This window comes from Kytococcus schroeteri, from assembly GCF_002847825.1.
GTDB lineage: Bacteria > Actinomycetota > Actinomycetes > Actinomycetales > Dermatophilaceae > Kytococcus > Kytococcus schroeteri.
In genome coordinates this window covers 22,582-40,184 of sequence record NZ_PKIZ01000023.1, presented here as the reverse complement: position 1 = coordinate 40,184, position 17,603 = coordinate 22,582, and the positions used below count along the sequence as shown (strand labels likewise).

The window sequence follows — 17,603 nt, the reverse complement described above, 5'->3', positions numbered from 1 at the left end:
CCGCCACAACTACCGACTCCGCATGCTCCTCATCGGCGGAGGACTCACCCCATGACCCACGCTCAACTCCGAAGAGCCTGATAACGATTGTATGAGTGACGACCTGTTGGGGTGCGCGCTCACTCGCCAGGACCGTGCTCAACGCACTGCTCCCCGCCTCTCACACGGAGACGCGGGGAGCAGTGCGTGCAGATGAACGGATCAGCCGAAGCGGCCGGACACGTAGTCCTCGGTCTCCTGGTGGCTGGGGTTCTCGAAGATCTGCTTGGTCTCGCCGTACTCGATGAGGTGGCCGGGCTTGCCGGTGCCCTCGATGTTGAAGAAGGCGGTCTTGTCGGACACACGCGTGGCCTGCTGCATGTTGTGCGTCACGATGACGACCGTGTACTTCTCCTTGAGCTCGTGGATGAGGTCCTCCACGGCCAGGGTCGAGATCGGGTCGAGGGCCGAGCAGGGCTCGTCCATGAGCAGCACGTCGGGCTGCACGGCCACGGCGCGTGCGATGCACAGACGCTGCTGCTGACCACCGGACAGGCCGGAACCCGGCTTGTCCAGACGGTCCTTGACCTCGTTCCACAGGTTGGCACCGCGCAGGGAGGCCTCCACCAGGTCGTCCGCGTCACGCTTGGGCAGGCGCTTGGCGTTGAGCGTCACGCCGGCCAGCACGTTCTCGCGGATGGACATGGTCGGGAAGGGGTTGGGCTTCTGGAAGACCATGCCCACCTGGCGACGCACCTCGACGGGGTCCACCGACTTGCCGTACAGCGGCTGCTCGTCGAGCAGGATGTTGCCTTCCACACGGGCGCCAGGGATCACCTCGTGCATGCGGTTGATGGTGCGGAGCACCGTGGACTTGCCACAGCCGGACGAGCCGATGAAAGCCGTCACGGTGCGGGGCTCGATGACCATGTTGACGTCCTCGACGGCCTTGAAGTCGCCGTAGAAGATGTTCAGGTCGGTCAGTTCGATGCGCTTGGACACGCGGGGACTCCTCGTCAGCTCTTCTTCGGTGCCAGGGCGGCAGCGATGGCTCGTGCGATCAGGTTCAGAACGAGCACCAGGACCACCAGCAGGAACACTGCGATCCAGGAGCGCTCGAGACTCGGGTCAGGATACCCGCCGTTCAGGGGGTACTGGAACAACTGGTATGCGTAGAAGGCCAGCGAGTTCATCGGGCCCTCGAAGGGGTTCCAGTTGGTGGCGGCGTTGTACCCGGCGGCGACCAGCAGCGGGGCGGTCTCACCGATGACGCGCGACACACCCAGGAACACGCTGGAGGCCAGACCGGCGGCCGCGGTGGGCAGCACGATCTTGGTGATGACGCGCCACTTGGGCACGCCCAGGGCCAGCGCCGACTCACGCAGGTCGCGCGAGATGACGCGGAGCATCTCCTCGGAGTTGCGCACCACGATCGGGATCATGAGCACGCACAGCGCGATCGCACCGGCGATGCCCATCTTGGTGCCCGGGCCGAAGATCATCGAGAACAGCGCGTAGGCGAACAGACCGGCCACGATGGACGGCACGCCGGTCATGACGTCCACGAGGAAGCGCAGCGCACGGGACAGCCAGCCGTTGTTGCCGTACTCCACCAGGTAGATGGCGGCCATGAAGCCGATCGGGATGGAGATCACCGAGGCGATGAGGGTGATGAGCAGCGTGCCGATGAGGGCGTGCTTCATGCCACCGACCAGGTCGGCACCCTCCTCCACGCGCTTCTCGTCGACACCACCGGAGATGCCGTACATGTCCTCGGTGAGCACCTGCGGGTTGGTCACCAGCGCCGGGATGGCGTTGCTGCACACCGACCACAGGAGCCAGGCCAGCGGGATCAGAGCCAGCGCGAAGGCGATGTACACCATCGCGCGGACCACCTGGTCGACACCCTGGCGGTGACCCGCCGTGGCGCGGTAGCCCACGTACAGGGCGACGAGGAAGAAGATCGCGGTGAAGATCACGAACAGGGCGATGTTCCACCCGACGAGGAAGGCCGCGAGGGCGCCGAGGGCGGCGGCCACGGCGAGCATGCCGATCCACAGCGTGCGGGACGCCGGGCGGATGGCGTTGTAGTCCAGGGCCGGCATCGCCGGGCCACGGTCGGCCTCGTGCGTGGGGCCGTGGTTCAGGTCGACAGGGGACGTGGTCATGTCAGCTGTTCCTCCGCTCGACGATCCAGCGCGCCACGAGGTTGACCAGCAGCGTCAGCACGAAGAGCACGAGGCCCAGGGCGATGAGCGTGTTGACCCGCAGACCGGTGGCGTCCGGGAAGTTCAGGGCGATGTAGGCGGGGATGGGCGAGTTGCCGCTGCCGATGACGTTCCACTGGAACTCGTCGCTGGGCGACAGGATCATGGCGACGGCCATGGTCTCGCCGAGGGCGCGGCCGAGGCCGAGCATGGCGCCACCGATGACGCCGGGCCACCCGAAGGGCAGCACGGCCTGCTTGATCATCTCCCACTTGGTGGCACCGAGGGCCAGGGAGGCCTCCTCGTTGCCGCGGGGGGTCTGGGCGAACACGTCGCGCGAGACCGAGGTGATGATCGGCAGGATCATGATGGCCAGCACGATGGACGCGGTGAGCAGCACGCGACCGGTGGTGGAGGCGTCCTCGAACAGCGGGATGAAGCCGAGGTTCTTCTCGAGCCACTTGTAGAAGCCCTTGAGCAGCGGCGCCAGCGTGAGGAAGCCCCACAGACCGAAGATGACCGACGGGATGGCGGCCAGCAGGTCGATGACGAAGCCCAGGGCCTTGGAGAGTCGCGGGTTGGCGTAGTGGGTGATGAACAGCGCGATACCCACCGCGATCGGCACGGCGATCGCCATGGCCATGGTCGCGGCGAGCAGCGTGCCGCCGAGCAGGTTCAGGGCGAGCGACCAGAAGCCGTTGTCGCCGACCTCGTCGGACTGCTGGATGGCGGGCCAGGCCTCCTTGATGAGGAAGGCGGCCACGAGGGCGAGGATGACGGCGATGAGGATGCCGGAGCCGACGGCGAGGCCGTAGAAGACCTTGTCGCCGACGCGACCGGTGCTGGCCCCGCGCTGGGGGTCGGGCTGCGGGTCCGGCGCCCCCTGGTCGGGTTGCCCGACCGGGAGCTTCGTCGCCCCGCCCATGGAGGGGCTGGTGTCAGCCATGGTGTCTCCTTGGAATGAGGGTGGATCGCGACGACGGGGCCGCACTCACAGAGCGCGGCCCCGTCGGGGTGGGGCTGGGTCAGCCAGCAGCCTTGATGCCCTTGACGGACTCGGCGATCTGCGCAGCGGTCTTGGCGGAGATCGGCGCGGAACCGGCCTCGTCGTGGGACTTCTGCTGGGCCTCCTCGGTGATGACGTAGGACAGGAAGTCCTTCACCTTGGCGGCGTCCTCGGCGTTCTTGTACTCCTTGCAGGCGATCTCGTAGGTCACCAGCACGACCGGGTAGCCACCCTCGACCTCACGGTTGAGCTCCAGGGCCATGTCGCCCTTCTCGCGACCCTCGAGCGGCTTGGAGCCCTCGACGACCTTGGCAGCGGCCTCCGGGGAGTACTCGACGAACTCCTCACCGACCTTCACCTTGGCGGACTTGAGCTCACCCACCTGAGAGGCGTCGGCGTAGCCGATGGCGCCCTCGGCGCCCTGGATGGTCTGCACGACGCCCGAGGTGCCCTTGGCCTTCTCGGCGCCGTCCACCGGCCACTCCTTGCCCGGCTCGTGCGGCCACGCGTCGCCAGCGGCCTCCTTCAGGTACTCCTGGAAGTTGGCGGTCGTGCCGGACTCGTCGGAGCGGGCCACGACGGTGATGTCCGTCTCGGGCAGCTCGACGTCGGGGTTGTCGGCCTTGATGGCGTCGTCGTTCCAGGTCTCGATCTCACCGTTGAAGATCTTGGCCATGGTCTCCGGGGAGAGGTTCAGGGAGTCCACACCCGGCAGGTTGTAGGCGATGGCGACCGGGGAGATGTAGGCCGGCAGGTTGATGGCACCCGCCTCGCCGCACTGCTCCTTGGCCTTCTCCATCTCCTCGTCGTCCAGGGCGACGTCGGAGCCGGCCCACGGGGTGGCACCACCGAGGAACTGCTCGACACCGGCGCCGGAGCCGTCCGGGGAGTAGTTGACGGTCACGTCGCCGTTCTTGCCCTGGTAGCCCGCGATCCAGGCCTTGACGGCGGACTCCTGCGCGGAGGAACCGACACCCTTCAGGTCGCCCTTGGCGCCCTCGGTCTTGGTGTAGGTCGGGTAGGTGCCCTTGCCACCCTCGGGGGCGGAGGTCTCGGAGGAGGAGCCGGACTCGGCCGGAGCGGAGGACTCGGCGGGGGCGGAGGACTCAGCGGGGGACTCAGCCGGAGCGGAGGACTCGGCGGGCGACTCGGCCGGAGCGGAGGACTCAGCCGGGGACTCGGCCGGCGCCTCGGAGGTGGTGGTCGAGGTGGTCTCGGAGGACTTGTCGCCCTCGGAGTCGCCACCACAGGCGGCCAGGGTCAGGGAGGAGGCCGTCGCCAGGGCGACCACGGAACCAAAGCGGTTGAGCTTCACGAGAGGGACCTTTCACGAGGTGCTCGGGGTGATGATCCGCCGCCTCAGGGTGCTGCAGACCACGGCGTTCGCGCCGCGTAGCCAACCGTAGGACTCCCGAACAGCAGCGCACGCCAAAAGGGGTGAACGCACGATGAACAGTTGGGGACCATCTCGTGCCCCTGCGTGACGCGGATTACACCAGGCTCCGGGAGCCGCCCGCACCCGGCCCGCCCCTCCCCGAATGCAGGAACGCACCGACCCGTGGAGCGCCTCTCGGCGTGCGGCCGCTCGTGGCGGCGAAGGGTGGAGCCCGGGGCTACCGACGGGTCGGTGCGCTCGGCCGACAACGCTACGCCCCTGACCGTTGTTCCCGCACCCCGCCGGCTCAGACGAGGGAACCGGCCCGCCACAGCCGGGCGCCCGCCACGAGGTCCTCCGCCGTGTCCAGCAGGGCCAGGCCCCGCCCCAGCCCACCGCGGGTCGCGGAACCCTCACCGCCGCCCACCCCGCGGCCGGCACTGACCACCCGGCAGAACGCCGCCGCCCGCTCCAGCGCGACGGCCAGGTCACCGGCGTACACCCCGTGGAGCACCGCATCGGCCAGCTCCCGGACCTCCTGCGGCCCGGGCGGGTCCACCACCCCGGCCACCGCGTGGGAGACCTCCGCGGCACGCACCCCGGCGGCGTACTCGCGGGACACCTCCACCGGCCGCGTCGCAACCCACTGGCGCAGTGCGTAGAGGCGCCACAGCGCCCCCGGCAGCGAGCGGGCCGGGCGGTCGGCCCAGAGGAGTGCCAACGCGTCCAGCCCGAGTTCGTCCACGAGCTCCACCAGGCGCCGCGTCACCTCCGGGTCGCCCTCGGCCCTCCCCCGGTGCACCAGAACCTCGGCCGTGGTGTGGCTCAGCTCCAGGGCGTCCGCGGGGTCGGTGCCCCCGACGTGCTGGTCGAGCTGCCACCCGGTGCGGAACGCGGGACGGCGCGGACGCTCGCTCACGAGGTGGCCGGCCCCATCGAGACGGCGCGCACCACGGCCTCGCCCAGCTCGTCGGAGGCGTCCAGGTCGACCACCGCGGTGATGCGCCAGTCGTAGTCGCCGGCGGCGTCCTCGATGACCTGCTCCACCACCCACGCGCGCTCCCCCTGCAGCACACCCTCGGGCAGCGCCTCCAGCCGCGCCTCGTCCGGCGCGGTGTCCACGAGGAAGAACTCCGCCGAGCGGGCCGAGGGGCCGATGCCGACGTCCTCGTACTCGTCGTAGTACGCCCCCAGGGCCTCGTCCCAGGCGTCGGCGTCCATGACCACCCGCGCCGGCGGGTCCGAGAGCTGGGCCACCGCCTCCTCCAGCTCCCCGAGCTGCCGGTAGCGGTCGTGGGCCACGAGCTCCACCCGCCGGAACATGGCCGTGCGCACCATCACCCGGAAGGCCCGCTCGTTGGCGGTGACGCCCTGCGCGCCGTGGGCCGGGCGCACCTCCTGGGCCTCGCGGTCCGGCACCTCGCCCCCGGCCAGGAGCGTCCACTCGTCCACCAGGGAGGAGTCGGTCTGCCGGATCACCTCGCCCAGCCACTCGACGACCTCCTCCACGGCCTCGGTGCGGGCGTGGTCGGGCACGGTGTGGCGCAGCGTGCGCCAGGCGTCCGAGAGGTAGCGCAGCAGCACGCCCTCGGCCCGGGCCAGGTCGTAGAAGCGCACGTACTCACCGAACGAGGCGCCCTTCTCGAACATGTCGCGCACCACGGACTTGGGCGAGAGCGTCTCGAAGGTCACCCACGGGTGGGACTGGCGGTAGATCTCCAGCGTGCCCTCGAGCAGCTCCTCGAGCGGCTTGGGCCAGGTGATCTCCTCCAGCCGGTTCATGCGCTCGGTGTACTCGATGCCGTCGGCCTTCATCTCGGCCACGGCCTCGCCGCGGGCCTTGAACTGCTGCTGCACGAGCACCGGGCGCGGGTCGTCGAGCACGGCCTCGATGACGCTCACCACGTCGAGGGCGTGGGTGGGGGACTCGGGATCGAGCACCTCCATCGCGGCCACGGCGAAGGGGGCCAGCGGCTGGTTGAGCGCGAAGTCGTCGCTCACGCCCTCGGCCAGGCGCACCGCCGTGGCACCGGTCTGCTCGTCGACCTCCTGGGTGACCACGCCGGCGTCGCGCAGGCCGCGGTAGAGCTCGATGCTGCGGCGCGCCAACCGGCGGCGCCCGGCCGCGGTCTCGTGGTTGTCGCCGACCAGCCGGCGCATGGTGCGCCAGGCCTCCCCCGGCTCACCGGGGCGCTGGATGACGTTGAGCAGCGTGCCGTGGGTGACCCGCATCCGGCTGGAGAGCGGCTCAGGCTCCGAGCGCACGAGCTTGTCGAAGGTCTCCTCGGTCCAGGAGACGAAGCCCTCCGGCGGCTGCTTCTTCACGAGCTTGCGCCGCTTCTTCGGGTCGTCGCCCGCCTTCTCCTCGGCCCGCGCGTTCTCGATGACGTGCGGCGGCGCCTGGGCCACCACGTGGCCGGAGGTGTCGAAGCCGGCCCGGCCGGCGCGCCCGGCGATCTGGTGGAACTCGCGGGACTTCAGCACGCGCATGCGGGTGCCGTCGAACTTGGCCAGGCCGGTGAACAGCACGGTGCGGATGGGCACGTTGATGCCCACGCCGAGGGTGTCCGTGCCGGCGATGACCTGCAGCAGGCCGGCCTGGGCGAGCTGCTCCACCAGGCGGCGGTAGCGCGGCAGCATGCCGGCGTGGTGCACGCCGATGCCCTGGCGCAGCAGGCCCTTGAGCGTCTTGCCGAAGCCGGCGGAGAAGCGCACGTCCGCCAGACGCTCGGCGAGGGCCGCCTTCTGCTCCGGGGTGGGCTTGACGGTGCCGGAGAGCGCGAGCGCCCCCTCCACGGCCTGCTTCTGCGAGAAGTGGACGACGTAGACCGGCGCCTGGTGGGTGGTGAGCAGCTCGGTGAGCGTCTCCTCCAGGGGGGTCATCCTCCACTCGAAGCTCAGCGGCACGGGGCGCTCGGCGCCGGCCACCACGGCGGTGGGGCGGCCGGTGCGGCGGGTGAGGTCCTCCTGGAAGGAGGACACGTCGCCCAGGGTGGCGCTCATGAGCAGGAACTGGGCCTGCGGCAGCTCCAGCAGGGGCACCTGCCAGGCCCAGCCGCGGTCGGGCTCGGAGTAGAAGTGGAACTCGTCCATGACCACCAGGCCCACGTCGGCCGCGGCCCCCTCGCGCAGGGCGAGGTTGGCCAGGATCTCGGCGGTGCAGGCGATGATCGGGGCGTCGGGGTTCACGGCGGCGTCGCCGGTCATCATGCCGACGTTCTCGGCACCGAAGACGTCCACGAGGGCGAAGAACTTCTCGCTCACCAGGGCCTTGAGCGGCGCCGTGTAGAAGGACACCTTGTCCTGGGCCAGGGCCACGAAGTGCCCGGCCACGCCCACCAGCGACTTCCCCGACCCGGTGGGGGTGGCGAGGATGACGTTGCTGCCGGCCGCGAGCTCCAGGGCGGCCTCGTCCTGGTGGGGGTAGAGGTCGATGCCCTGCTCGGTGGCCCACTCGACGAAGGCCTCGTGGACCGCGGCGCCGTCGGGCGTGGTGCTGGAGGGCAGGCGGTCCACCAAGCGGCGGGTCTCGGACGGCGCGGGGGCAGCGTGGTCGGTCATCGCGCCCATCATCGCACCGGGCACCGACAGCCCAAGGGCGGCACCGACCCTGTTTGAGAATGGTTCTCAGGTGAGATACGGTCCCGCCCCATGAGTTCACGTTGCCAGGTCACGGGGGCCACGGTCTCCTTCGGCCACACCATCAGCCACTCCCACCGCCGCAGCAAGCGCCGCTGGACCCCCAACGTCCAGCGCCGCCGCTTCTACGTGCCCTCCCTGGGCCGCACCGTCCGCCTCGACGTCAGCACCAAGGGCCTGCGCACCATCGACAAGCGCGGCATCGACGCCGTCGTGCAGGACATGCTCGCCCGCGGCGAGGTGATCCGATGAAGGTCCGCGCCTCCCTGCGCTCGCTCGCCCGCCAGCCCGGCGCCCAGGTGGTGCGCCGCCGCGGCCGCACCTACGTCATCAACCGCAACAACCCCCGCATGAAGGGCCGCGCCGGCTGATCAGTCGTCGAGCACCTGCGAGGTGGTCACCTGCGTGACCTGCGGGGCGAAGAGGGCCATCTGCCGCAGGGCCAGCTCGTGGTTCTCGGGTGTGGAACCGGCGCAGGCGTCGGTGACCACCTCCACGAAGGCCCCCGCGTCCGCCGCCGGCAGGGCGGTGGCGACCACGCAGCAGTCGGTCGCCACCCCCGCCAGGCGCAGGTGGGCGTTCTCCCCCACCACGGCCTGCAGCATGTCGTGCCACTTGCCGAAGGTCGGCTCGGTGACCACCAGCGCGTCCAGGTCGGCCAGCTCCGGCACCACCTCGTAGAGCGGGTCGGCGTCCGGCACCTGCGCGAAGGACCACTCCCGGTAGTAGGGCACCCAGGAACCGGTGGGCTCCTCGTCGGCCACGAAGCGGGTCACCACCACCCGGCCCGGGTGCGCCGCGGCGAGCCGGCGGATGGCCGGCACGGTCTCGGCGAACATCGGCGAGCCCCACGGACTCGTGGCGGGGTCGGCGAAGATGCGCTGCGGGTCGATCACCACGAGCCACGGCTCGGGCGCCACCCCCATCGCCCCCAGGCCGGCGTCGACCACGTCCACCGGTCCCGCACCCTCCGGTCGGCCGGCGCTCACGCCCGCTCCTCCTGCCGGCGCACGCGGCCCCGGCCCACGAGCAGGTAGCCGAGGAAGCCCAGACCGAGTGCCACGAGCACGCCGAGGTTGGACCACGCCCACGCCCCCTCGCGGCCGCCGAGCCCCAGCGGGCCGAGCAGGTAGCCCTGCCAGCCCAGCCAGTCGGCATAGGAGTTGGTCACCAGGCCCCAGCCCACCACCGAGGCCAGCAGCATGAGCAGCACCGGGCCCCAGGCCACGGACCCGTAGCGGCCGCGGGCGTCGAACAGCGCGGCCTCGTCGTAGTCGCGGCGGCGCATGAGGATGTCGGCGATGAGGACGCCCGCCCAGGCCGCGATCGGCACGCCGAGGGTGATGAGGAAGCCCTGGAAGGGACCGAAGAAGTCCTCGGCCACGAACACCACGTACAGCGTGCCGGCGGTCAGCAGCACGCCGTCGACGCCGGCCGCCATCGGGCGGGGCAGGCGCACACCCAGGCTGAGCAGCGTGAGGCCCGAGGAGTAGATGCCCAGCACGGCGCCGCTCACGAGGCTCAGCACCGCGGCGACGAGGAAGGGCACGAGGAACCAGGTGGGCAGGGCCGCCGCCAGCGCGCCGATGGGGTCGGCCGCGATGCCGGCCCGCAGCCCCTCGTCCGACCCGGCCAGCAGCAGGCCGAAGACCACGAGCAGGGCCGGCGCCAGCGCACCACCCAGGGTGTTCCAGAAGACCACCTGACCGCCGGGGGTGGAGCGCGGCAGGTAGCGCGACCAGTCGCTGGCGATGTTGATCCAGCCCAGGCCGAAGCCGGTCATGGTCATGATGAGGGCGCCCACCATCGCCTGGGCGGAGCCGTCCGGGATGCCCTGCACCGCGGTGAGGTCGACCTCGTCGAGCGTGAGGAGCACGTACAGCACGGTGATGGCGCCGGTGAGCCAGGTGAGCACCGACTGCAGGCGCATGATCACGCGGTAGCCCAGGACCGCGGCGGTGATGATGAGGCCCGCCACCACGACCGCGGCCGCCACCTTGGTGAGCGTGCCACCACCCCAGCCGAGGCGCTCGGCGATGGTGGCCGTGGCCAGGGTCGCGAGGATGGCCAGCACCGTCTCCCACCCGATGGACAGCAGCCACGAGACCACACCGGGCAGCTTGTTGCCGTGCACGCCGAAGGGCGCACGGGAGAGCGCCATGGTGGGGGCCGAGCCGCGCTTGCCGGCCAGGGCGACGACGCCGCAGAGGAGGAAGCTCACGAACACCCCGAGGACACCGACGAGCAGGGCCTGCCGGAAACTGATGCCGAAGTCGAGGATCCACGTGCCGTAGGACAGGCCGAAGACGCTGATGTTGGCCGCGAACCAAGGCCAGAAGAGGTCGGACGGCCTGCCAGTGCGCTCGGACTCGGCCACCACCTCGAAGCCGGTGGTCTCGACGAGCGAGGAGGACAGGGAGGAGGCGGGCGACGCTGGCCCGGACACGTCGGAGGCGCCGAGGGCACTGGCCCCCGACGCCTCCGACGACGGTGTGGTGCGGCTCATGCACCGAAGAGTGTCACGAACCCTTGGCCAGTCGCATCCTGCGCAGTGCCCACCAGGCCAGCACGAACCCGAGCAGCAGGGCCACGACCAGCACCATCACGCCGCCGGTGGCGCTGAGGTCGGTGAGGTCCACCGAGGCCCGGGCGTCGCGGAACTGTTCGGCCACCGCCATCGAGGCGTGGTGGAGGCTGAGGAAGCGGGCGCGGGGCGCGAGCCCGATGAGCATGCCCTCCCAGAGGACCAGGTAGAGCGCGCCGATCATCACCGCGTGCTTGACCCAGGCCGAGAGCGCGGTGAAGACCGCCCCGTTGGCCAGGCCGGAGACCGCGCCGGCCACCACCCAGGAGGTCACCTCCTCGGAGCCCATCACGCCGGCCATGCCCCCGGCCGTCAGGGCGCCGAGCAGCGCCGAGACGCCGCAGACCACCAGCATCTTCTGGGCGAGGACGGAGGCCCGCGAGGTGGGGGTGGCCAGCACGTGCACCACCGAGGAGTCGTCCACCTCGTTGCCCAGGCCGTTGACGGCCACCAGCAGGGCGGTGAGCGGCACGACCACCGAGGTGCCCAGGTCGCGCACCACCTGGTCGGCCAGCACGGGATCACCCCCCTCGGCGACCACGCGCAGCAGCAGCGCCAGCAGCAGGCCGCCGACCGGCAGGGCGAGCAGGAGCAGGGGGCGCAGCCCACGGGAGAGCGCCCGCCAGGTCATGGTGGCGATCGTCATGGACCTCACCGTCCTTCCACGAGGTAGCCGAAGACGCTCTCGAGCGACTCGTCGGTGGGGCGCACGCTGTGCAGGGCGATGCCCGCGCGGTGCGCCACGGCGGGCAGGAGGCGCGAGAACGCCTCGAAGTCGGTGACCTGCACCTCGAGCCCGGACGCGGCGCCCTCCCCCAGGGCCACCGACGAGGCGCCGTCGCGGGCGATGAGGGCCGCGGCCAGGGCACGGTCGTCGGACGACTGCACCGCGTATCGGTGCGGCCGGTTGGTCATGAGGCGTCGCAGCTCGCGGAAGTTGCCCGAGGCGAGGTGGCGTCCGGCCAGCATCACCTGGATGGTGCCGGCCAGCTGCTGCACCTCCTCGAGGATGTGGCTGCTCACGAGCACGGTGGCCCCGCGGTCGGCGTACTCGTGGAGCGTCCCCATGAGGCGCACGCGCTGACCGGGGTCCATGCCGTTGAAGGGCTCGTCGAGCAGCAGCACCTCGGGCTCGTGGACGAGCGCGGCGGCCATCTTGGCGCGCTGTCGCATGCCCTTGGAGTACTTGCCCACCCGGCGGTCGGCCGCGTCGACGAGGTCCACCACCTCGAGCGCCCGTCGGGCGGCGGCGCGGGCGTCCGGCAGCTTGTGCAGGCGGGCCATGGCCGTGACGAACTCACGCCCGGTGAGCTCGTCGTACATGGCCTCGGTCTCCGGCATCATGCCCAGGCGCCGGTAGATGCCGGGGTTGCCGCGCACCGGCTCCCCGTCGAGCGTGATGGTGCCGGCCGAGGTGGACTCGAACCCGGCCACCATCGCCATGAGGGTGGACTTGCCCGCACCGTTGGGGCCCAGCAGCCCGGTGATGCCGGGCTCCAGGTCGAAGGTCACGTCGTTCACGGCGACCACGTCGCCGAACCAGCGGGACACGCCGTCGATCGTCACGGTGGCCATCAGTTCACCCTCCGGTAGCGGGCCACGAGGCCCAGGATCCCCAGCACGCAGGCGACCACGAGCACGACCAGGTACCCGGCCGCGGTGGCGTCGTCGAGCGCCGGCGTCAGCTCCTCGTTGCCGGTGAGCCAGGCCAGCACCCGCTCCACGGCCGTGTTGGGGCTCAGCAGCGAAGCCCACCGGGCCATCAGCCCGTGCTGGCTGCCCATGGACGCCACGGCCTCGTTGACCACGCTGACCACGGCCCCCAGCACCAGCAGCACGCCGAGGATCACGGCCGTCGCCACACCCCGTCGGGGGGTGAGCGCGGCCACGAGGCCGGCGAGCGTACCCACGGCGACGGACACCAGGAGCGCACCCAGGGCACCCACCAGCGCGGCGCCCCAGACGGTTCCGGCGTCACCGCCACCCAGCCACCAGCCGAGGGTCCCGACGAGGATGCCCACGGCTTGGAGCGTGAACAGCGCGAGCACCAGGGCACCCAGCCGGGAGAGGACGTAGTCGGTGCGGCTCAGGGGCCGGGACAGGTAGTGGACGATCGCGCGGGAGCGCAGGTCGGCGGAGAACAGCACCGGAGCGGCCACCGCGGCGAAGAGGGCCACCAAGGTGGCGAACGCGTAGGGCACGCGGGCCGGGTGGAAGATGGGCTCCTCCGCCAGGCCGCCGAAGATCACCATCACGGCGCCGGTGATGAGCATGGGGGCAGACATGAGCGCCAGGCAGAGCCACGGCATGACCTTGCCCTTCCAGGTGCGCCCGAGACCGAAGGCCGAGGCGTACCCCTGGCGCACCATGTAGCCGAGGGTGCCGATGCGCCCGGTCCGAGGCCCGTCGTAGCCCTGGTAGCCCAGGTCGTGGATGACCGACCGCGGCGCGGCGGCCGGGTCGGTGCGGTCGGGGGTGCTCATGCGGCGTCGTCCTCTCCCAGGAACAGCTCGGACAGCTGGTGGCGCGCGGCGGTCATCCGCGAGAGGCCCCACCCGTTCTGCGCACAGAGCTCCACGACGGCGGCACGGGCGTCGCCCGACCCGTCGGGGACCACCACCCGGCTCCCGCTGCGGCCCGCCTCGATGCCGCGGCAGTGCAGCCCGGCGATGAGGCCGGAGGTCGCCCCCTCCCCGTCGACCTCCACCTCCAGGGCGCCGGTGTCGGCGGTGAGGTCGCCGATGGCGGCGGAGGTCACCAGACGGCCGCCGTCCAGCACCACGACGTGGTCGCAGATGCGCTCGAGCTCGCCCAGCAGGTGCGAGGTCACGAGCACCGAGATGCCGAAGTCGTGCCCGATGCGCTGCACGAGGTCGAGCATCTCGTCGCGTCCAGCCGGGTCGAGGCCGTTGGTCGGCTCGTCGAGCATCACCAGGTCGGGGTCGTGCACCAGGGCCTGCGCGAGCTTGGCGCGCTGCTTCATGCCGGTGGAGTAGGTGCCCACGGGGCGGTGCCGCGCCTCCTCCAGGCCCACGTGGCGCAGCACGTCCGAGGCCCGCTCCCGGGCGATGTCGCGCGGCAGGCCGGAGACCCGGCCGTAGTGCATGATCGCGCGCGCCGCACTGACGTCCGGGGGCAGGCAGTCGTACTCGGGCATGAAGCCCACCCGGGCCCGGGCCCCTCGTGGGTCCTCGGCGGGGTCGATGCCGAAGACGGTGGCCGTGCCGGAGGTCGGCGGCTCGAGGCCCAGGAGCATGCGGATCAGCGTGGACTTGCCCGCCCCGTTGTGGCCGACGACGCCGGTGACCCCCTCCCCCACCGTGATGTCGAGGTCCTGCACCGCGGTGAAGGTGCCGAACCGCTTGGTGAGCGACCGTGTGCTCCAGACGTCCATGCGCACACGGTAGGAACGGGGACCCGACCGCGGACTCATCCCGTGGTCCCACCCCGGTGGGATTCCTGCCCCCGTGGTCCGTCAGCCCTCGACGGCGAGCGCCAGCGGGAGCACCGCGTCGGCCCCGGCCCGTCGCAGGGCCCGCCCGGCCACGGTGAGGGTCCACCGCGAATCCACGAGGTCGTCGACCAGGAGCACCGGACCCGGCGTGGCCCCGAGGGCGCGGGCGAGGTCCGGCCCGACGGCCAGGCGCTCCCACGCCCCCGCCAGGCGGAAGGCGCTGTTGCCCCCGGGCTCGCCCACCGGGCCACCGTCCACGAGGTCGAGGGTCCCGAGCAGGGGCAGGCGCCCGATGCTGGCGATGCGCTCGGCGAGCGAGCCCACCAGCTGCGGGCGACGGCGGGACGGCACGGCCACCACGCCGACGGGCCGCTCCGCCCAGCCCCAGTCGGCGAGCAGCAGCACCACCGCGCGCACCAGGTCGTCCGGCACCGGCTGGTCCTCGGCGAGCACCGTGCGCAGACGCTGTCCCCACCCGAGGTCGCTGAGGCGGGCCAGCGCGCGCCCCGGCTCGAGCTGCTCGTCGGCCGGGATGCGGCCCTTGGCCGGCACCCCGAGGCGGTCCATGCCCGTGGGCCACTGGGCCCGGGGTTCCAGCACCACGCCGCTGGAACCCAGCGCCCCGCGAGCGACCTCCACGGCCTGGTCGGGGACGTCCGTGGGGAGCCACGGGCCCGCGCAGGTGTCGCACCGTCCGCACGGCTCGGCGGTGGCGTCGTCGAGGGTGCGCTGCAGGAACTGCATGCGGCACCCGGTGGTGGTCTGGTACTCCCGCATCAGGGCGGCCTCGCGCTCTCGCGCCTCGGCCACCCGGCCGTAGCGCTCGGCGTCGTAGGCCCACGGCTCGCCGGTGGTGGTCCAGCCACCGGGCACCTTGGTGACCGCCCCGTCGACGTCGAGCACCTTGAGCAGCAGCTCCAGCCGGGTGCGGCGCACGTCCACGAGCGTCTCCAGGGCGGGCGTGGAGAGCGGGCGCCCCGCCTGTGCCAGGGCGGCCAGCACGGCATCGGCCTGCTCCTGGCGGGGCATGGAGACGGTGGCGAAGTAGCGCCAGATGTCGGGGTCCTCGGTGCCGGGCAGCAGCACCACGTCGGCCCGTTCGGTAGCGCGACCGGCACGACCGACCTGCTGGTAGTAGGCCACCGGCGAGCTCGGCGCCCCCAGGTGCACGACGAAGCCGAGGTCCGGCTTGTCGAAGCCCATGCCCAGGGCCGAGGTGGCCACGAGCGCCTTGACCTCGTCGTCCTTGAGCGCCGCCTCGAGCCGCGCGCGGTCGTCGGAGTCGGTGCGTCCCGTGTACGCGGCCACCCGGTGGCCGGCCTGGGCGAGCGCCGCCGTCACGTCCTCGGCCGCCGAGACCGTGAGGCAGTACACGATGCCGGAACCGGGCAGGTCGTCGAGGTGCGCCACCATCCACGCCAGCCGCTGCTCCGGGGAGAGAGGGCGCCCTCCCGGGCCGAGGAGGACCCCCAGCCGCAGTGAGTCACGGGCCAGCCCGCCCCGGATGGTGGTCACCGGGTGGGCGGTGCCACCGGGGCCGACGGTGAGCTGCTCCACCACGTCGGCGACGACCCGTTCGTTGGCCGTGGCCGTGGTCGCCAGCACGGGGGTGTCGCCGGGCAGCTCGGCCAGCAGGGTGCGGATGCGCCGGTAGTCGGGACGGAAGTCGTGCCCCCAGTCGCTGATGCAGTGGGCCTCGTCGACCACGAGCAGGCCGCACCGGCGGTTGAGCTCGGGCAGCTGCTCCTCGCGGAAGCGCGGGTTGTTGAGCCGCTCCGGGCTCACCAGGAGAACGTCCACCTGGTCGGCCGCCAGCGCGGCACGCACCTCGTCCCACTCCGTGGCGTTGGCGGAGTTCATGGTGACCGCGCGCACCCCGGCCCGGCCGGCCGCGGCGACCTGGTCGCGCATGAGGGCCAACAGTGGGGACACGATGACGGTGGGGCCGGCCCCCTCGGCGCGGCGCAGTGCCGTGGCCACGAAGTAGACGGCCGACTTGCCCCACCCGGTGCGTTGGACGACGAGCACGCGCGACCGGTCCTCCACGAGTGCCCGCACGGCATCGAGCTGGCCGTCGCGGAAGGTGGCGTCCTCACGTCCGACGAGGCGGCGGAGCGCCTCGAGCGCGCGGTCCTGGGTGCTGCTGGTCATGGGGCCACCCTGACAGCACCCACCGACAGCCTCACCACGGTGTCCACAGGCAGGCGGAACCCCGCGGATAGACTCACGCGGACCCGCGGGCGGTCGCCGGCGGGGGGCCTCTAGCTCAATGGTCAGAGCTGCGGACTTTTAATCCGTAGGTTGTGGGTTCGAGTCCCACGGGGCCCACTGTCAGCGCACGCACGAGGCCCCCGCACCGTCCGGTGCGGGGGCCTCGTCGCGCTCGTGCAGTCGCGCTCAGTGCTGCTCGTTGGGGTCGTTCTCCGCGTCGTCCTTCGTCGCGTGGACGGTGCCCTTGACGTGGTCCGGCGGGCCGTACAGGGAGTAGAGCTTCAGCGGCTCGTCACCGGTGTTGGTGATGTTGTGCCACTGGCCGGCGGGCACGAGGGCCACCCAGTCGTCCCCGACGGTCTCGTCGTACGAGAGGTCGTCCTCCGCCGGACCCATCTGCACGCGGGCCGTGCCCTGCTCGATGCGGAGGAACTGGTCGTGGTCGGCGTGCATCTCCAGACCGACCTCGCCACCCACGGGGATGGTCATGACCGTCATCTGCAGGTACTCGCCGGTCCACAGGGTGGCGCGGAAGTTCTCGTTGGCCAGGGTGGCCTCCTCGATGTTGACCGTGTACGGCTTCGGGCCGTGGTCGCTCAGGTCCGCCATGGCGGTCTCCTCACTGCTCGGGGACGGTTCCCTGCCCATCATGCCGCCCCGCCCGGCACCCGCACCATGGGCGTGTGGGTGATGCCGTCCAGGTCGAGGTCCGCCCCCGCACGGGCGAAGCCGAAGCGCTCGTACCAGCCCGCCAGGTGCGCCTGCGCCTCGAGCTCCAGGCGACGGTGGCCGTGGGCGTCGAGCACCCGCTCCAGGAGGCGGGCCGCCAACCCGGCCCCCCGGTGTGGCGCCGCGGTGACCACCCGTCCGACGACGAGGGCACCGTCCGGTCCGCCCGCGTCGAGCAGGCGCAGCGTCGAGGCGACCTCGCTCCCCTCCTCCACCCAGACGTGGGTCGTGGTGGGCAGCAGGTCCCGGCCGTCCACCTCCGCGTAGGGGCACTCCTGCTCCACCACGAACACGTCGACTCGCAGCCGCAACAGCCTGTGCAGCTGGTCGGCGGTCAGTGCGGGACCGGGCACCTCGTGCAGGTTCTCCATGGGCCCATCCTGCGCCCCCCCAGCTCGATCCGCACGGCCTGCCCCGGA

17 protein-coding genes and 1 tRNA gene are annotated in these 17,603 nt (G+C 71.8%); 3 read left to right on the top strand and 15 right to left on the bottom strand.

The window, feature by feature from the left end; genetic code table 11:
• Nucleotides 1-201 precede the first annotated feature (201 nt).
• The 6 genes from pstB to CYJ76_RS10495 form a co-directional block, all read right to left on the bottom strand.
• A complete protein-coding gene (pstB, locus tag CYJ76_RS10520) occupies nucleotides 202-981 on the bottom strand; it encodes a phosphate ABC transporter ATP-binding protein PstB (protein ID WP_070703620.1) in 780 nt (259 codons plus the stop codon).
• Nucleotides 982-995: 14 nt separating this feature from the next.
• Nucleotides 996-2,147: a phosphate ABC transporter permease PstA gene (pstA, locus tag CYJ76_RS10515; RefSeq protein WP_070703622.1), complete on the bottom strand. Its 1,152-nt coding sequence runs from the start codon at nucleotides 2,145-2,147 to the stop codon at nucleotides 996-998.
• A gap of 1 nt (nucleotide 2,148) precedes the next feature.
• Nucleotides 2,149-3,132, bottom strand: a complete 984-nt coding sequence (gene pstC / locus CYJ76_RS10510; protein ID WP_070703624.1) for a phosphate ABC transporter permease subunit PstC — start codon at nucleotides 3,130-3,132, stop codon at nucleotides 2,149-2,151.
• 79 nt (nucleotides 3,133-3,211) lie between these two features.
• Nucleotides 3,212-4,507: a phosphate ABC transporter substrate-binding protein PstS gene (gene pstS, locus CYJ76_RS10505; protein ID WP_070703626.1), complete on the bottom strand. Its 1,296-nt coding sequence runs from the start codon at nucleotides 4,505-4,507 to the stop codon at nucleotides 3,212-3,214.
• Nucleotides 4,508-4,874: 367 nt separating this feature from the next.
• A complete protein-coding gene (locus tag CYJ76_RS10500; RefSeq protein WP_101850049.1) occupies nucleotides 4,875-5,486 on the bottom strand; it encodes a hypothetical protein in 612 nt (203 codons plus the stop codon).
• Nucleotides 5,483-8,128 carry a DEAD/DEAH box helicase gene (locus CYJ76_RS10495; RefSeq protein WP_101850048.1) on the bottom strand — a complete coding sequence of 882 codons (2,646 nt, stop codon included), beginning with the start codon at nucleotides 8,126-8,128 and terminating at the stop codon, nucleotides 5,483-5,485. The genes CYJ76_RS10500 and CYJ76_RS10495 overlap by 4 nt, the downstream gene beginning before the upstream one ends.
• 90 nt (nucleotides 8,129-8,218) lie before the next feature.
• On the opposite strand from CYJ76_RS10495, the gene rpmB reads away from it, so the two are divergent.
• Both rpmB and CYJ76_RS10485 read left to right on the top strand, forming a co-directional pair.
• Nucleotides 8,219-8,458: a 50S ribosomal protein L28 gene (rpmB, locus tag CYJ76_RS10490; RefSeq protein WP_070703630.1), complete on the top strand. Its 240-nt coding sequence runs from the start codon at nucleotides 8,219-8,221 to the stop codon at nucleotides 8,456-8,458.
• A complete protein-coding gene (locus tag CYJ76_RS10485) occupies nucleotides 8,455-8,577 on the top strand; it encodes a ribosomal protein bL36 (protein WP_070703632.1) in 123 nt (40 codons plus the stop codon). Before rpmB ends, CYJ76_RS10485 begins: the two co-directional genes overlap by 4 nt.
• Here the strand turns inward: CYJ76_RS10485 and CYJ76_RS10480 are convergent, their stop codons facing one another.
• From CYJ76_RS10480 to CYJ76_RS10450, 7 genes are all read right to left on the bottom strand, one after another.
• The gene (locus CYJ76_RS10480) at nucleotides 8,578-9,132 is read right to left on the bottom strand and encodes a cysteine hydrolase family protein (protein WP_070703646.1); all 555 of its coding nucleotides are present in this window, start codon (nucleotides 9,130-9,132) and stop codon (nucleotides 8,578-8,580) included.
• A 59-nt stretch (nucleotides 9,133-9,191) separates the two neighbouring features.
• The gene (locus CYJ76_RS10475; RefSeq protein ID WP_238138223.1) at nucleotides 9,192-10,712 is read right to left on the bottom strand and encodes a purine-cytosine permease family protein; all 1,521 of its coding nucleotides are present in this window, start codon (nucleotides 10,710-10,712) and stop codon (nucleotides 9,192-9,194) included.
• A 13-nt stretch (nucleotides 10,713-10,725) separates the two neighbouring features.
• On the bottom strand, nucleotides 10,726-11,436 hold the full coding sequence (locus CYJ76_RS10470) for a hypothetical protein (protein ID WP_101850047.1): 711 nt from the start codon (nucleotides 11,434-11,436) through the stop codon (nucleotides 10,726-10,728).
• Nucleotides 11,437-11,441: 5 nt separating this feature from the next.
• Nucleotides 11,442-12,365, bottom strand: coding sequence for an ABC transporter ATP-binding protein (locus CYJ76_RS10465; protein WP_101850046.1), 924 nt, complete (start codon nucleotides 12,363-12,365; stop codon nucleotides 11,442-11,444).
• Nucleotides 12,365-13,273 carry an ABC transporter permease gene (locus CYJ76_RS10460; RefSeq protein WP_101850045.1) on the bottom strand — a complete coding sequence of 303 codons (909 nt, stop codon included), beginning with the start codon at nucleotides 13,271-13,273 and terminating at the stop codon, nucleotides 12,365-12,367. The genes CYJ76_RS10465 and CYJ76_RS10460 overlap by 1 nt, the downstream gene beginning before the upstream one ends.
• Nucleotides 13,270-14,184, bottom strand: a complete 915-nt coding sequence (locus CYJ76_RS10455; RefSeq protein WP_101850044.1) for an ABC transporter ATP-binding protein — start codon at nucleotides 14,182-14,184, stop codon at nucleotides 13,270-13,272. The genes CYJ76_RS10460 and CYJ76_RS10455 overlap by 4 nt, the downstream gene beginning before the upstream one ends.
• 81 nt (nucleotides 14,185-14,265) lie before the next feature.
• Nucleotides 14,266-16,395: a RecQ family ATP-dependent DNA helicase gene (locus CYJ76_RS10450; protein ID WP_101850043.1), complete on the bottom strand. Its 2,130-nt coding sequence runs from the start codon at nucleotides 16,393-16,395 to the stop codon at nucleotides 14,266-14,268.
• A 104-nt stretch (nucleotides 16,396-16,499) separates the two neighbouring features.
• On the opposite strand from CYJ76_RS10450, the gene CYJ76_RS10445 reads away from it, so the two are divergent.
• A tRNA-Lys gene (locus CYJ76_RS10445) sits at nucleotides 16,500-16,572 on the top strand.
• Between the two features lie 69 nt (nucleotides 16,573-16,641).
• Here CYJ76_RS10445 and CYJ76_RS10440 read toward each other — a convergent pair.
• Nucleotides 16,642-17,064 (bottom strand): cupin domain-containing protein, encoded by a 423-nt coding sequence (locus tag CYJ76_RS10440; RefSeq protein WP_101850042.1) that lies wholly within the window; start codon nucleotides 17,062-17,064, stop codon nucleotides 16,642-16,644.
• Nucleotides 17,065-17,102: 38 nt separating this feature from the next.
• Nucleotides 17,103-17,555 carry a GNAT family N-acetyltransferase gene (locus CYJ76_RS10435; RefSeq protein WP_101850041.1) on the bottom strand — a complete coding sequence of 151 codons (453 nt, stop codon included), beginning with the start codon at nucleotides 17,553-17,555 and terminating at the stop codon, nucleotides 17,103-17,105.
• Nucleotides 17,556-17,603 lie beyond the last annotated feature (48 nt).